The sequence below is a fragment of the Streptomyces sp. NPDC029674 genome (genome assembly GCF_044903205.1).
Lineage (GTDB): Bacteria > Actinomycetota > Actinomycetes > Streptomycetales > Streptomycetaceae > Streptomyces.
Genome location: NZ_JBJDPY010000017.1, coordinates 143,166 through 155,931 on the forward strand (window position 1 = coordinate 143,166; position 12,766 = coordinate 155,931).

18 protein-coding genes and 1 pseudogene are annotated in these 12,766 nt (G+C 67.7%); 10 read left to right on the plus strand and 9 right to left on the minus strand.

Annotated features, from left to right (window positions below; translation table 11 throughout):
• Window positions 1-48 precede the first annotated feature (48 nt).
• The 5 genes from cas7e to ACI2L3_RS32615 all read left to right on the plus strand — a co-directional run bounded on the left by cas7e (window position 49) and on the right by ACI2L3_RS32615 (window position 4,937).
• Complete coding sequence (cas7e, locus tag ACI2L3_RS32595; protein WP_404756001.1) at window positions 49-1,215, plus strand: type I-E CRISPR-associated protein Cas7/Cse4/CasC; 1,167 nt, start codon at window positions 49-51, stop codon at window positions 1,213-1,215.
• Complete coding sequence (cas5e, locus tag ACI2L3_RS32600; protein WP_404756002.1) at window positions 1,212-2,018, plus strand: type I-E CRISPR-associated protein Cas5/CasD; 807 nt, start codon at window positions 1,212-1,214, stop codon at window positions 2,016-2,018. The genes cas7e and cas5e overlap by 4 nt, the downstream gene beginning before the upstream one ends.
• An 8-nt stretch (window positions 2,019-2,026) precedes the next feature.
• Window positions 2,027-2,857 carry a type I-E CRISPR-associated protein Cas6/Cse3/CasE gene (cas6e, locus tag ACI2L3_RS32605; protein WP_404756003.1) on the plus strand — a complete coding sequence of 277 codons (831 nt, stop codon included), beginning with the start codon at window positions 2,027-2,029 and terminating at the stop codon, window positions 2,855-2,857.
• Window positions 2,858-3,777: 920 nt separating this feature from the next.
• Entirely contained in the window at window positions 3,778-3,933 is a 156-nt protein-coding gene (locus ACI2L3_RS32610; RefSeq protein WP_404756004.1) for a hypothetical protein, read from the plus strand.
• Between the two features lie 386 nt (window positions 3,934-4,319).
• On the plus strand, window positions 4,320-4,937 hold the full coding sequence (locus ACI2L3_RS32615; protein ID WP_404756005.1) for a hypothetical protein: 618 nt from the start codon (window positions 4,320-4,322) through the stop codon (window positions 4,935-4,937).
• Here ACI2L3_RS32615 and ACI2L3_RS32620 read toward each other — a convergent pair.
• The 5 genes from ACI2L3_RS32620 to ACI2L3_RS32640 all read right to left on the minus strand — a co-directional run bounded on the left by ACI2L3_RS32620 (window position 4,926) and on the right by ACI2L3_RS32640 (window position 6,941).
• A complete protein-coding gene (locus tag ACI2L3_RS32620; RefSeq protein WP_404756006.1) occupies window positions 4,926-5,498 on the minus strand; it encodes a GNAT family N-acetyltransferase in 573 nt (190 codons plus the stop codon). The genes ACI2L3_RS32615 and ACI2L3_RS32620 overlap by 12 nt on opposite strands.
• Before the next feature lie 95 nt (window positions 5,499-5,593).
• Window positions 5,594-6,010 (minus strand): hypothetical protein, encoded by a 417-nt coding sequence (locus tag ACI2L3_RS32625; RefSeq protein ID WP_404756007.1) that lies wholly within the window; start codon window positions 6,008-6,010, stop codon window positions 5,594-5,596.
• A gap of 425 nt (window positions 6,011-6,435) precedes the next feature.
• Window positions 6,436-6,561: a hypothetical protein gene (locus ACI2L3_RS32630; RefSeq protein ID WP_404756008.1), complete on the minus strand. Its 126-nt coding sequence runs from the start codon at window positions 6,559-6,561 to the stop codon at window positions 6,436-6,438.
• Window positions 6,561-6,707 (minus strand): hypothetical protein, encoded by a 147-nt coding sequence (locus ACI2L3_RS32635; RefSeq protein WP_404756009.1) that lies wholly within the window; start codon window positions 6,705-6,707, stop codon window positions 6,561-6,563. The genes ACI2L3_RS32630 and ACI2L3_RS32635 overlap by 1 nt, the downstream gene beginning before the upstream one ends.
• Before the next feature lie 9 nt (window positions 6,708-6,716).
• Window positions 6,717-6,941, minus strand: a complete 225-nt coding sequence (locus ACI2L3_RS32640) for a hypothetical protein (protein WP_404756010.1) — start codon at window positions 6,939-6,941, stop codon at window positions 6,717-6,719.
• Between the two features lie 163 nt (window positions 6,942-7,104).
• On the opposite strand from ACI2L3_RS32640, the gene ACI2L3_RS32645 reads away from it, so the two are divergent.
• Window positions 7,105-7,269: a hypothetical protein gene (locus ACI2L3_RS32645; protein WP_404756011.1), complete on the plus strand. Its 165-nt coding sequence runs from the start codon at window positions 7,105-7,107 to the stop codon at window positions 7,267-7,269.
• Between the two features lie 171 nt (window positions 7,270-7,440).
• Window positions 7,441-7,974: a hypothetical protein gene (locus ACI2L3_RS32650; protein ID WP_404756012.1), complete on the plus strand. Its 534-nt coding sequence runs from the start codon at window positions 7,441-7,443 to the stop codon at window positions 7,972-7,974.
• Between the two features lie 72 nt (window positions 7,975-8,046).
• On the opposite strand, the gene ACI2L3_RS32655 is transcribed toward ACI2L3_RS32650, so the two are convergent.
• Window positions 8,047-8,890, minus strand: a protein-coding gene (locus tag ACI2L3_RS32655; RefSeq protein WP_404756013.1) for an IS5 family transposase whose coding sequence is annotated in 2 segments (ribosomal slippage) — window positions 8,047-8,529 and window positions 8,531-8,890 — 843 coding nt in all. Because the reading frame shifts where the segments join, the coding sequence is not laid out codon by codon here.
• Window positions 8,891-8,947: 57 nt separating this feature from the next.
• Entirely contained in the window at window positions 8,948-9,364 is a 417-nt protein-coding gene (locus ACI2L3_RS32660; protein WP_404756014.1) for a hypothetical protein, read from the minus strand.
• A gap of 246 nt (window positions 9,365-9,610) precedes the next feature.
• Between ACI2L3_RS32660 and ACI2L3_RS32665 the strand changes: the two genes are divergently transcribed.
• The 3 genes from ACI2L3_RS32665 (at window position 9,611) to ACI2L3_RS32675 (ending at window position 11,447) form a co-directional block, all read left to right on the plus strand.
• Entirely contained in the window at window positions 9,611-10,228 is a 618-nt protein-coding gene (locus ACI2L3_RS32665; protein ID WP_404756015.1) for a hypothetical protein, read from the plus strand.
• Between the two features lie 33 nt (window positions 10,229-10,261).
• Entirely contained in the window at window positions 10,262-10,402 is a 141-nt protein-coding gene (locus tag ACI2L3_RS32670; protein WP_404756023.1) for a DnaJ C-terminal domain-containing protein, read from the plus strand.
• 274 nt (window positions 10,403-10,676) lie between these two features.
• Window positions 10,677-11,447, plus strand: a complete 771-nt coding sequence (locus ACI2L3_RS32675) for a calcium-binding protein (protein WP_404756016.1) — start codon at window positions 10,677-10,679, stop codon at window positions 11,445-11,447.
• Between the two features lie 393 nt (window positions 11,448-11,840).
• Here the strand turns inward: ACI2L3_RS32675 and ACI2L3_RS32680 are convergent.
• Both ACI2L3_RS32680 and ACI2L3_RS32685 read right to left on the minus strand, forming a co-directional pair.
• Window positions 11,841-12,338: pseudogene (locus tag ACI2L3_RS32680) on the minus strand (peptide deformylase); the annotation flags it as partial.
• Window positions 12,339-12,397: 59 nt separating this feature from the next.
• On the minus strand, window positions 12,398-12,568 hold the full coding sequence (locus ACI2L3_RS32685) for a hypothetical protein (RefSeq protein ID WP_404756017.1): 171 nt from the start codon (window positions 12,566-12,568) through the stop codon (window positions 12,398-12,400).
• Window positions 12,569-12,766 lie beyond the last annotated feature (198 nt).

The following is a 12,766-nucleotide window of genomic DNA, read 5'->3' on the forward strand; positions in this document are numbered from 1 at the left end:
CCAGCACGGCAACCCCACCTAACCCGCCCACGTTGCAAGGAAGTACGCATGTCCATCACGCTGACCCGCCGCGCCTTCATCGACATCCACATCCTGCAGACCACCCCGCCTGCCAACCTCAACCGGGACGACGCCGGCAGCCCCAAGGAAGCCATCTACGGCGGTGTCCGCCGCCCACGTGCCTCCTCCCAGGCATGGAAGCGCGCTACCCGCATCGCCTTCACCACGCTCGGCATCAACGCCGACGACCTCGGCACCCGCACCAAGCGCATCGCCGCGGATCTTGCCGACCGGCTCGCCGCACGCACCAACCTGGACGAGGAGGCCGCCGCCCGCGTCGCAGCCGCCATGCTCATCCCGCTCGGCGTAACCGCTTCGACCAAAAAAGCCGCCGAGACCGCCTACCTGCTCTTCTACGGGCAGCGGCAGCTCGAGCAGCTTGTCGACCTCGTCGCCGACCAGGCGCACGCCCTCGCCGAGTTGGAGGACAAGCAGCTCAAGGACAAACTGAAGGGCCTCGACGTCCGCAAGGCGATCACCACCGGGCATCCCATCGATGTCGCTCTGTTCGGCCGCATGGTCGCCGATGTCCCCGGCATCAACGTCGACGCCGCCTGCCAGGTCGCCCATGCCCTGGCCACACATGCCGCCGAGCTGGAATTCGACTGGTACACCGCCGTCGACGACCGCAACGAAAAGTCCGAGACAGGCGCTGGAATGATGGGCCGTATCGGCTTCAACTCCGCCACCTTCTACCGCTACGCCACCGTCGGCCTCCACCAGCTCGACCAGAACCTCACCGACCCCGCCAAGGCCATCGAGACCGCGGCCGCCTTCATCCAGGCATTCACCCGCTCCATGCCTGCCGGCTACGGCAACTCCTTCGGGCACCGCACCATGCCCCAGCTCGTCGCCCTCAATCTGCGCACCGACCAGCCCGTCAACCTGGTCACCGCCTTCGAAAAGCCCATCACCACCCGCACCGGCGGTTACGCCGCACCCTCCGCACGCGCCCTCGCCCGCGAGTACCAGACCATCGCCACACAGTGGGGCGCCCCCGCACTATGGACCGGCATCACCCACAACTTCACCGACGACTCTGACACCGCCGCCGCGCTCAGTGCCGCCTTCGGTGAACCGCAGGCCTTCCCTGTCCTCCTCGACCAGCTCACCGACCGCCTGCGCGCCCTCGGCCAGGACCAGGAGACCAAGTGAGCACCCGCACCCTCCTGCTGCGCCTGGCCGCCCCGCTGCAGGCCTGGGGAGACCACCGCGGCCAGGTCGAACGCCGCCACACCCAGCCCCTGCCCACCAAATCCGGGGTGATCGGCCTGCTGGCCGCAGCCCTCGGCCACGACCGGGACACCCCGCTCGGGGACCTCGCGCACCTTCAGATGGGTGTCCGAGTCGACCTACCCGGCACCCTCCTGCGCGACTTCCACACCGCCTCCGACTACCGCGGTAAGCCCCTGCCCGCAGCAAAGGTCAACGCCAGAGGCATGCAGACCGCCACCTCACCCCCCAAGTACACCCTCACCTCCGAGCGCTTCTACCTCCAGGACGCCGCCTTCCTCGTCGCCCTCGAAGGCCCCGCCCAACGCATCGAGGAGGCCGCCGCAGCCGTAGCCAATCCGGTCTATCCGCTCAGCCTCGGCCGTCGATCCTGCCCACCCACCTACCCTCTGCGGCTCTGCGTGGCCGACCTGCCCCTGGACGAGGCACTGGCCCGCCAGCCCTGGCTCGCTTCGCCCTACGCCCGCCAGGTCTGGTCACACCAGCACGGCGGGAAGAAGCCTGCACAGCCGCCCATCATCCACCTGCACGCCGAGGTCGAAGACGAGGCCGGTGACGTCCACCGCACCGACCAGCCCCTCAGTGCGCAAACCAGCACCACCCGCCATGCCACCCGACGCGTACGCGTCCTCCAGATTCCCATCGCCACCGGATGGGACCCCGATACCGACACCCAGACTGACCAGCAGAGCGGCCATGATCCGCTCGCCCTCCTCGGATGGTGACCCGCCCTATGGCCTACCTCTCCCGTATCCCCATCGCTCCCCTGCGCGAAGGTGCGCGACGCCTTTTGAGATCACCGCAGGCCATGCACGCCGCCGTCCAAGGCGCTGTCGCCTGGCACGCTGAACCCGGCCGCACCCTGTGGCGCGTCGACGCCGACACCCCACACCGCCCCTACCTGTATGCCGTCACCCAAGTTCAGCCGGACTGGACACACCTGACCGAGCAGGCCGGCTGGCTCATCGACGACCCCAGCGTGAAACCTGCAATCGCCGACTACACGCCTTTGCTCGCTCAACTGCAAACCGGACAGGAGTACGCCTTCCGGCTCACCGCCTCCCCCGTCCAGAACACCAAAACGCCACACAAAATGAGCCCCAACCAAAAGCGAATCGCTGCGGAAACCGCAGCACAAGACGGACGCCGACGTGGCTTCCGCCTCGGACACCGAACGGCCAAGCACCAGCTCACCTGGCTGGCCACCAGGGCCAAGCAACACGGCTTCGAACTGCGCGAAGTCCCCGCACAAGCACCTGCAGTGCCCAGCATCCTGCCACTCATCAACACACCAGACGGTGACCTCGAGCCCGTCCTGGACGCGAGCGTCACCAGCTCCGACCGGCACGTCTTCAGCAAGACAGACACCAAGGACGGGAAGCCCGTCATCAAAGACGGGAAGCCGGTAAGGCGCCAAGTCACCGTCCAGACCGCCACCTTCAGCGGCACACTTCGGATCACCGAGCCTGTCGACCTCGCCCGGACGCTCCTTGCCGGCATGGGGCCAGCCAAAGCCTACGGGTGTGGACTTCTCACCCTCGCCTCGCTCTCCGAGAAGGCATGAGAAGCCACGCCCGGCATTTGGCGGCAGACCCTCCCCCTCCCCTCCCCAGACCTGTACGACCTCATCGTCACGCCTCCGGACGTCAGAAGAGCCTCGTTGCGAAGGCGACGCCCTGTGTCTCCTATGTAAGCCGCAAAGGATCGAAGGATTTTCATGGGCTCGACGGGCTCAAGAGCTGACGTCTGGTGTTGTCCCACGGGTCTGCTTCTCTACCTGGAGCGCTACCCGCCCACCGTGTGGACGAGGCGGTTGGAGTCCTGTGAAACGGCTTCATGGGCTGGCAAAACAGCAGTTCGGGCAGTGTGCTCCTGGCGCTTGGGGTGGTCTCCGGTCCACCATCTTCGGCGGGGAGGGGGGGGACGCCCCCCAGCGCGGCGAAGGCGAGCGCCACGATGAGGTGGCTCCCGCACCGCGGGGATGGCCCCTTCCCGGACTGGCCCTTGGGGAACGCGGTCGTGTGCTCCCCGTACCCGCGGGGATGGTCCCCCTTCGACGCCCACCTCGCCCAGCCCAACTCCGTGCTCCCCGCGGCCGCGGGGATGGTCCCGCGGCGAGCACCGCGGCGACTTCGCCTTCGTCGTGCTCCCCGCGCCCGCAGGGATGGTCCCGACCGGCAGCTCTCCCGTCTGTACGCCTCGTAGTGCTCCCCGCGCCCGCGGGGATGGCCCCGACAAATCGGCGGACTGCGGCCGATCATTCCCGGATCCCTTGTAGCCGCGCAGCAGGTCCTGGAGCCGCCAAGGCCCGCGCCGAATCCGCGGCCGCGCAGTCGGCCGACGACGTCGCGGCCGCACCGATGGCACCGATCGTGCTGCCCGCGCCGCGTCCGCTCGCCGCACCTGACCGGTCGAGACGACGACCAGGAGCTCGTCCTCGAGGACCTGACCCGCGAACAGGGCCGTGCCTGGCGGGCGAGAGGGTTGAAGGACCACAGCGTCGTCTTCGACCACATCGACCAGTACGTCGAAACGTCGGCCAGGCGCCTGTTCAGCCACCAGGTGGTCGACCAGTCACAGCACCACTCCCGGCTCGGGCACCTGAACCTCGCCTACACCACCTGGGGGGAGCAGGTATGAGCGAGGGTGAGGTGTCCGGGGTCGACCTGGCCCACTCGCGCTGCAGGCAGAACGACCCCCTCGGTGAGAACGCGACTCCCGCACTCGCCCCGAAACGACTTCGAAAACTCACTTTCACAGTCAAGCGGGTCTCCACGGCGCGGGTTCAGCATGCGGACCCTACCTGGCCGCTGAACTGATCTGGTAGCAAGATGAGTTGGAGCAAATCGGAGGGGTCTCTTTGCATCGCGACAAGCAGCAGATCCAGACGGCAGTGCTGGGCAGCGCGGACTCCGAGGAGCCGCTGACGCTGCCCTCGGAGGCGATCGAGCTGGACGCCTTTCGCTATCGGCACGAGCACCACACGTTCTGGTGCGGGCTGTTTTTTGGGGGGCTGCGGCGGTCAGTTGACGACCAAGCTCTACACCGACCGGGTCTGCCACTTCGCCCATCATCCGGACCCAGACGGTGTGCCGCAGGTGTGCGGCCGCCACGCGAGGGGTGTGGCCAGCGCCGACCACCTGTACGTCAAGTCCGCGGCCGCCGCCTGGCTCCACGGCCGGGGCGAGCAGCCGCGCTTCGACTACGCCCGGCCCAACGGAGCGCCGATCGGCTCCGTGGTGGATATCCAGTGGCACCGCGGCGGACTGCGCGTGCACCTGGATCAGGCAGTGACGCCGGAAAGGGACGCGGGTACCGAGCCGATCCTTGGAACGTCGGTGCCCGCGGAACGGGACACACTGATCCGCCGCTGGTACGTCCACCGCATCCGCTTGGACAGCGAAGGGACGGACCGCCGGGTGCGCATCGGCACCGAGGCGTTCGCCCGGCCCACGGAGTGGTTCGCTCTGGACGAATGCGAGATGACCGAGCGCGGGCTCTCCACGCCGGCGGTCGAGCGGATCATCCACGCCCACCGCACGCCGCCGCCATCGCGCTGGCCGACGGGCAAGGTCAAGAAGTCGCCGACTGCGCATCACCGCCTGGATGGGTTCTGTCTCCGCGTCGTGGGATCAGGCGCCTAGCCGTCGTGTGTGCACATGCCCTTCGAGAGGGAAGGCAGGTGGTGCCGCGGTCAGGACTCGGTCGAAGTTGAACCCGGTCTTCTCCGCCACCCGACACGAGGCCACGTTGTCCACCTGGTGCAGCAGTTCGAGGTGCTTCAGCCCGTCGGCTCCCATGGTGTTGAAGGCCCAGTCGGTGAGGGTCTCCAGAGCGCGTGATGCCACGCCCTTCCCGCGGGCGGGTGCGCTGGTCCAGTAACCCACCTCAGCCGACTCCTTGCCGGCGGCTGCCTCCTTGAGGAGGACTCCACCGAGCAGCTGTCCGTGGGAGGAGTCAGGCCGTGCTTCAAGGACGGCGAAGCCGAATCGCTCGCCCGTCGCCCAGCCATCCTGCTCATATCGCACCCACTGTTGCGCATCGCCTTCTGTTTCCACGGCGGTAGCGGCGGGAATCCACCGACGCATCGTGGGATCGCGGAAGACTTCGACCAACGCAGGAGTGTCGTCCATGCTCCAGGGCCGCAGGAGGAGCGCAGGGGTCGGCGACCTCTCGGCCGTCTGCAGTATTACTGGATCATTCATCCGGGGATCGTATGCGGCAGCATCCGTCTCGTCACTGGCGGTCGAGAGCAGCGGGCGATGACCGGGAGAGGGCTGAGTTGGAGGGGGGCGTCCGGTCAGGCGCAGAGGCTTCGGCTCGGCGTGGACGGGCGGGAGTGCCGGCTCGCGCCTTCGCGCGGCTGGCAGCCCTGGGCGAACAGGCCGCGCGCACCGGGCGCCCGGTCTTCGACACCGAAGCTCCCGACTTCGACCCAGACTCCGCCGTCCCTGGCGCCGAACCCTGCCAGCCGGCAGACCCGGCCCAGCTCGTCACGCTGTCGTTCGCCCTGCCCGAGCCGTTGCGGGTGCGTCATCGGCTCACCCCTCAGAGCTGGGTGCATGACCTCGGTCCGACCGGTCAGGTTCTTGCCCAGCCCACCCACGAGAAGCTGACCGCGCACAAGCGGAAGACCGGCGGCCCAGGCCAGCTGCGCCGCGCCGCCGAACTCGGGCTGACGACTGGACTCGTGATCGACGGGCGGGTCGGCTGGCAACCACCCCTCCTGCACACCGACGACGCTCCCCCGGGAAGCCGTCTCCCGCCATCGAGCCGCTCCATGCCGACGTGGCCCGTGGGACGCGACCGACGACGGGGACGAGGAGGACCGGATCCTGCTGGCCCCACTTGAGCAAGGCAACCGGGTCTGGAAGATCTTCCTGCCATCGGAGCCGGAGCCCCAGCCGAGCTGAGGGCTCGCGCTGCACGAAGTCCCGGGACTGATGGCCATGACGTCCGGGGTTTCTCTGTGCACGTGTCCTCCGGCGTGAGGCAGGCGTCAGCAATGGGGGCTGTACTCGCCGATCCACCCGGGCACCTTCCGCTCGGCGAAGGACTGCTGCTCCCGCCAGCCGCGCATGACCCGGGTCTGCCACGCTGGTATCCCACGAGCCGCACAGGCCCGGGCCGTGCCCGGCTGTCTCAGGCCTCGAAGTAGGCGACGGTGATGATCGTGCGGCGGACGGTCATCGTGTAGATGATCCGCATGCTGGTGCCGGGCTGCCGGTACTCCCACATCAGGACGCCGTGCTCGGTCTTGATACGCATCACACCGAGGGTGGGGGGTCGGCTGCGATGGCGGACAGGGCCCGGTCGACGTCGATGGTCTGGGCTGTCGTGGAGTCGTCGGCCTGGCGGGCGGCGACGTCGCTGTATTGGATGCGGGCTCCGGGCTTGCGGTGCTTGGGCGGCATGGGCCCTGATTATGCCGCTGGGCTGCTCACGTCGATGCCGTGTTTGGCATACAGCTGCACGCGGAGGTCTTCCCAGTTCGTGGTGTTGATGGAGCCGTCGCGGATGCCCGTCCAGTAGTCGGCGAGCTCCGTGTTGCCGGCGTCGCGGGCGGCCTGGATGGTCTCGTTGAGGTCGGCGAGCTCGTCGTCGGTCCAGTGCGAGCTGCTCATCGCGACCTCCGGGGCGTCCGTCATGGCCTAGGCCACCACGGTACCGTCCGGCCGGGCGGTCGGGCGGCCGCCCGGGAAACAGGTGGGGGTGGTGGGCTGTTGCGGCCGAGTCGCGCCGTTGCCAGCCCGCGGAGGCCGAGAGCACTCTGGGGGCACGGCTCGTGCGGGGCGGCAGGGGAGGCGGGGCGTGAACTTCCTGTTTACGTGCGGATGGTGCGATGAGGACAACGTCCTCTACGGCGAGCAGGCCGGGTTCTGGGGGACCCGGTATACGCTGCCGGAGGAGTTCGAGTGCTGGTGGTGCGGCGGGACCAGCACCGTCCCCGACGGACCGTGGACGCCCGCCGACTAGGGCCTGTCTTCCGGATCATGCCGGCCCGGCAGCACACCTCGCCGCGCTGTCGGGCCACCCGAACACGCACGGAACCGCGGCGGGCCGGGGCCGCGCCCCCGCCTTCTGACCGCGCGGGGGGGGATTGCAACGGCGCCAGCGTTGTCGTTCCCCGGTGCTAGCGTCGCCACCATGGCGAACCGTTCATACCTCTACTCTGCGGACTCGATGCCGAACGAGGCAGAGATCCCCAAGCGGATCCGTTGCATATCCGAGCACAACTGGGACATCCCCCTCGCGCACAAGCTCATGGTGGGGCGCGGAACAACGATCGTTCCGTCCATGATCTGGAATCCTCCGATCGGCATCGCGGCTGACTACGCCGGCGGGGCGGCCTTGCTGCACGACCTCCTACGCGCGGTCGGCAAGGGCCTGGAGGACGACGCCGAGTTCGCCGAATGCGTTGCCACGACCACGGCCCACCTCGACAAGCAGCAGGCAAAGTACTTCGTCCTGGAGACCGGAGAGATCGTCTCGATGACAGGCGAGGACCCGGCAGCGAGCGTACGGCGTCTGGCGTCCGAGGACATCCCCGACGCCGTGGCCCAGGCCGAGGCGGCACTCGCCGGCCGCAACGACGACTGGCTGGCCTCGGTCCGAGCAGACTGGCAGAGGCACGTCGGGTCCTTCTACAGCGAGGCGCTCTACTTCTCCTTCCCCAACTGACGGCACCCGTGGCGGAGTGTCGGGCTTTCCGGACAGACCCGGAAGACACGACCTAAGGCTCTTTCCTTCGGATCACCTGGCCGACCAGATGAAGATGGCGGCGATGTGGAGTCCGGCGAGGTAGACGGTGGCGGTCTTGTCGTAGCGAGTGGCCAGACCGCGCCACTGCTTGAGCTTGTTGATGCACCGCTCGACGGTGTTGCGCTGCTTGCATGCCTCACGGTCGAAGGCAGGCGGGCGGCCGCCTGATCGGCCTCGCCTCTTGCGCTTGGTGACCTGGTCGGAGGGTTGGGGGATCACCGCCCGGATCCCGCGCTGACGGAGATGTGTCCGGATCGCGCGCGACGAGTAGGCTTTGTCGGCCAGGATCATCTCCGGTGTGGTTCTGGGCCGGCCGGTCCGCCGCGGCACTCGCAGGCTGGCCATGACCTTGGGGAAGGCGGGTGCATCACCGGCCTGGCCGGGGGTGAGGACGAAGGCGAGCGGCCGACAGCGGCTGTCCGCGGCGAGGTGGATCTTGGTGGTCAACCCGCCGCGGGACCGGCCGAGGGCATGGGCGTCCGGCTCGCCGGCCGGAGCCCCTTTTGACGGGCCCGGCCGCGTGCTGGTGAGCACGGACGATCGTGGAATCGACCGCGACGATCCAGTCGAGGTCGCCTTCGGTATCGGCCTGGGCCAGCAGAGCGATGAAGACCTTCTCCCAGGTGCCGTCGCAGGCCCACTTCCGCAGCCGGTTGTGAGCTCCCTTCCACGAGCCGAAGTGCTCGGGCAGGTCCATCCACGGAGTGCCGGTGCGGTACTTGAACGCGATCGCGTCGATCACCTGTCGGTGATCACGCCATCGACCACCCCGCCTCGGCGTCCGGTCCGGCAACAACGGCTCGATGCGCGCCCACTGGGCGTCAGTCAGCGACACACCAGACCAACGATCCGATGATCTGAAAGAAACGGCCTAGCGGCAGGCCGACCCGGATCAGTACTCGCCGGTCTCCCGTAGCTCCGCTTTCACGCGCCCGGCCAGCTTCGGGCAGTACGCCTCCGTCCCGAGCACCACCAGCTTGTGTGCCTCGCTCTTCTCGGTGCCCCAGTCCTCGCCGATCGGGTACAGGCCTCCCTCGCCCAGCAGCCACTGCACGGAGTGGCCGCCCTTCAACGCTTTGCACCAGTCCTTCGGCATCGCCTCCAGCTCGTCGCCGGAGGGGCCCGCGTCCTCGGTCCACGAGGTGATGCCGGCAGCGTTGATGGACTGCCTCCACTGATCCTCGGGGCGCAGCTTGTACACGGTGCTTTTGCTGGCTTCCGGCGCGGCCTGGGTGCCGTCGTGTGTCCCGCAGGCGGTGAGCGTCAGCAGTGCGCAGGCGGCGAGCAGGACGGTGGCGGTGCGGCGCATAGGCCCTCCCGGGATGGCGGTGGGCTGCATGATGCCGCCGCATGGGGGCAGTGTGAGACGGGTTCGCCGAACCGTGATCCTTCGGTGGTCGCTGCTTCCCCCGGTGGATGCGGATACTGTCGCGGCCGCGGAGGCCCGCCTGATGCGTGTGCTCGATTTCGGCTTCCCGCCCGAGCTCAAGGCTTTGTGGCAGGTGTGCGGCGGTGTCCGGAAGGTCGATGTGCCGGGCAATGAGGACGGTGAGCTGTGGGCGGGCAAGTTCCTGCCCGGGGGATCTTCCTCGGTCCCGAAGCCTCGCTCTGGCAGCGTCTTCGCTTCGGTCCGGGCGAGGGTGATCCGTGGGAGGGGGCCGACTTCGTGTCGTTTCTCGATGCCGAGGAGCCAAGTGGCGCAGGCGAGTTCGGCATGTACGTCTCATGGTCGACGGATCCGACCCTGCAAGGTGTTGGGGAATGGTCGACCATGACGGGCCCGGATCTGTCGCCCCCGGCCTGGCCGTCCGTGGCCGCCTATCTGGAGGCGGTCTGTGAGCTGCTTCAGACCGGCGATGGGACCCTGCTGGAAATGGCTGACCGGCAACAACCGGTGCTGTCACTGGGGTGCTTGGTGTGGATCGATCCCGAGGATGGCCTGGAGGTTCCCTGGCGGCCTGTCCGTCCGTGGGATGAGCTGGTGCGGGCCCCTTTGGGCCCGCACCAGCAGTCAGGCGATGGCGGCTATCTCGTCATCGTGCACCGGAACGGCTTTCCGGTACCGTCCGTCGCATCGTCCAGAGCGCTGGGGTCACCGTTTTCCGCGGCCCACCCGGTGGGGCACATACGGGCCCGGTTCTTCTTGTTCTGCGCGGCATCGCCCATGCAGTAGAGGGGCACCACCTGTAAAGGGGAGGGAAGGATCATCAAGGTCCGCACCGTCAAGGTCCGTATCCCATCCGGCGTCAAGGACGGGCAGAAGATCCGGCTCAGGGAACTCGGCGCTCCGGGAAAGCACGGCGGAGTACGCGGAGCCCTGTACATCACCGTGCACATTACCGAGTGATCGTTGCCACACAGGGTCAGGCGTCGGCCTCCGACTCGCCGGGCTCCGGTTGCTCGCTGGCTCACCACGCTGATCACCTCTGTCTCTCCGATGGAGGGACTATTACGTCCAAAACCGCGCGAGCTCTGCAAGGTGCTGTCGCTGGATGTGCGGGGGACACAACCGTTTGACGTCTTCACGAGTCGTCTTCGACGTCTCAGGAACACTGAGGTGGGTCAGACAACACCTGGTGTCAGGTGTTCTCTGACCCTATTGAGTCGAGGGAAAGACACTGATGCGTAAGCGTGCTGTCGTGGCTGCCGTTGTTGGCGCCCTGTCCGCGTTCGCCGTGCCGGGTGGCGCGCAGGCGGACGAACATGAGGGTGATACCCAGATACTCAAGGTGGTCATCAACGGGGGGCACGACATCGCCCTGGGCACCACGAAGGCGAAGAAGTTCACCCTCCGGGTAACCGCCAGCGACGATTCGGGCATCAAGGAAGACTTCACCGTCCCGTCACTGTGGAACGGCTCCAAGGGACTCGTTCTTCCAGACAATGACACCGGGGACTGTGCACCCCATGCCGGTGCGCCGACGACCAGCACGTGCACGTACCGCATGACCTTGCGCCCGCGGATCGATCCCCAGGACAACACCACGGCCGGAATCTGGAAGGCGGCTGTCCCGATCAGCGGCAACGACGGCGACTACATGGGTAAGGACGCCGCCGCCACGGTGCAGGTAAGGCGCTCCGCCAAGATGACGGTCAACGCTGGGCCGGAGCCGGTGAAGAAGGGCAAGACACTGAGTGTGACTGGCAGCCTCGCCCGCGCGAACTGGGAGACGTACAAGTACGCCGGCTATACCCGGCAGCCGGTGAAGCTGCAGTTCCGGAAGAAGGGCTCCAGCGCCTACACCACCGTGAAGACGGTGACCACGGGCAGCGGCGGATCCTTGAAGACGACGGTGAAGGCCGCGACTGACGGGTATTGGCGCTGGTCGTTCGCCGGCACTTCGACCACCCACCTTGCCACCACCACCGCCGACTACGTCGACGTCAGGTAACCATCATCGCACCGCTCGCGTCGACCGCTGCCGCCGCGACGGTCGACGCGCCGGGCAGTCACTTCTGCCGCCGGGTGCGGTACGCAGACGAGTTGATGATCAGCCACTTCCCTGGAATATAGTGGATCTTGAGCTGGTCGCCACAACGCGCGATGACCGGTGATGCGTTGGTGGTCCAAGGAAAGACGCCCCGCTTCCTGCGGGGAAATGCAGGTGCAAGGTCTGCCCGGCGCTCGATTAAGGCCCGTACGCGTACAGCGCGTACGGGCCCATTGCGTTGACCGGCCGCCCTTGTATAACACCGCGCACACCGAACCGCCTGTTCCGCGATCGCAGCCGTCGGACCCTGTAAGCGCTCCTGGGGGGCTGCAGAAGAGGAGTCGCGGATGACGTCTACTGCTCGTAAGCCCAGGCGCGGCCGGTCTGGCGGTACTCCTCGACCGGGATCGGATCGACGCCGGGCCGCATCCGGGCGGTGTAGAGCAGACCATCGAGGTGGTCGATCTCGTGCTGGATGAGCCGGGCCAGGCCGCGTTCATGGATGGTGGTGACCGTCGTGCTGTCCAGGGCCGTGGTCGCCACGGTGATCCGCAGCGGTCGGGGCACCAAGCCGCGGACGTCGAAGAAGGACAGACAGCCCTCGTACTGCTCATCCGTATCCACGGAGCGGGCGGTGATACGGGGGTTGAGCAGGACGATCGGCGCCGCGCCCGGCTGGACGACGGCCGCCGCCTGAGCGAGGCCGAGCTGCGGGGCCGCGAGCCCCATGCCCTTGGCGAAGGCATGCGCCTGCCCGATGTGCTCCATAGCGGTGAACAGCTTCTCGACAGTCTGCTCGGCGGTATCCCGCTCGGTGGGCAGGTCGAAGAGCCGAGCAGGCTCGGCGAGGACGGGGGCGCCGTACTACACGACGCCGAGGTCCCGCATCTGCTCGCTGGGCCGCGCCGTGCTCATGCGAAGTCTCCTTGGTTCATGCCCTGTTCGGACCGGGCGCGGAAGCGCCATTCCAGACGGTATCGGGCGTGCAGGGCTGGTGTAGTGGTGGACCAGGTGTAGGTGCGCATGCCGTCCTCGTCCCGCCTGCTGGGGGCGGTCCGCAGCGGGGTCGCTTGGGCGATCATGGAGGTCTCGGTGCCAGATCACCGGATCGAGTGCGAGGGGGAAGGCGAGTGCGACCTCGGCTGCCGGGGTAGAGCGGGAAGCGGCTTCCCAGCCACCCGTACTCCCGGGCTGCCAAGAAGAGGTGGCAGGGCGCGTTCAACAACGGGATCTGCAAGCAGATCACCGGGTACTACACGCTGTACTGCTATCCCTACCGA

Bases quoted from the DNA above. Each gene is read 5' to 3' on its own strand.
- cas7e (WP_404756001.1), top strand. From the start codon at position 49: ATGTCCATCACGCTGACCCGCCGCGCCTTCATCGACATCCACATCCTG.
- cas6e (WP_404756003.1), top strand. From the start codon at position 2,027: ATGGCCTACCTCTCCCGTATCCCCATCGCTCCCCTGCGCGAAGGTGCG.
- ACI2L3_RS32620 (WP_404756006.1), bottom strand. From the start codon at position 5,498: ATGAATGATCCAGTAATACTGCAGACGGCCGAGAGGTCGCCGACCCCT.
- ACI2L3_RS32630 (WP_404756008.1), bottom strand. From the start codon at position 6,561: ATGCGTATCAAGACCGAGCACGGCGTCCTGATGTGGGAGTACCGGCAG.
- ACI2L3_RS32635 (WP_404756009.1), bottom strand. From the start codon at position 6,707: ATGCCGCCCAAGCACCGCAAGCCCGGAGCCCGCATCCAATACAGCGAC.
- ACI2L3_RS32640 (WP_404756010.1), bottom strand. From the start codon at position 6,941: ATGACGGACGCCCCGGAGGTCGCGATGAGCAGCTCGCACTGGACCGAC.
- ACI2L3_RS32650 (WP_404756012.1), top strand. From the start codon at position 7,441: ATGGCGAACCGTTCATACCTCTACTCTGCGGACTCGATGCCGAACGAG.
- ACI2L3_RS32660 (WP_404756014.1), bottom strand. From the start codon at position 9,364: ATGCGCCGCACCGCCACCGTCCTGCTCGCCGCCTGCGCACTGCTGACG.
- ACI2L3_RS32675 (WP_404756016.1), top strand. From the start codon at position 10,677: ATGCGTAAGCGTGCTGTCGTGGCTGCCGTTGTTGGCGCCCTGTCCGCG.
- ACI2L3_RS32685 (WP_404756017.1), bottom strand. From the start codon at position 12,568: ATGATCGCCCAAGCGACCCCGCTGCGGACCGCCCCCAGCAGGCGGGAC.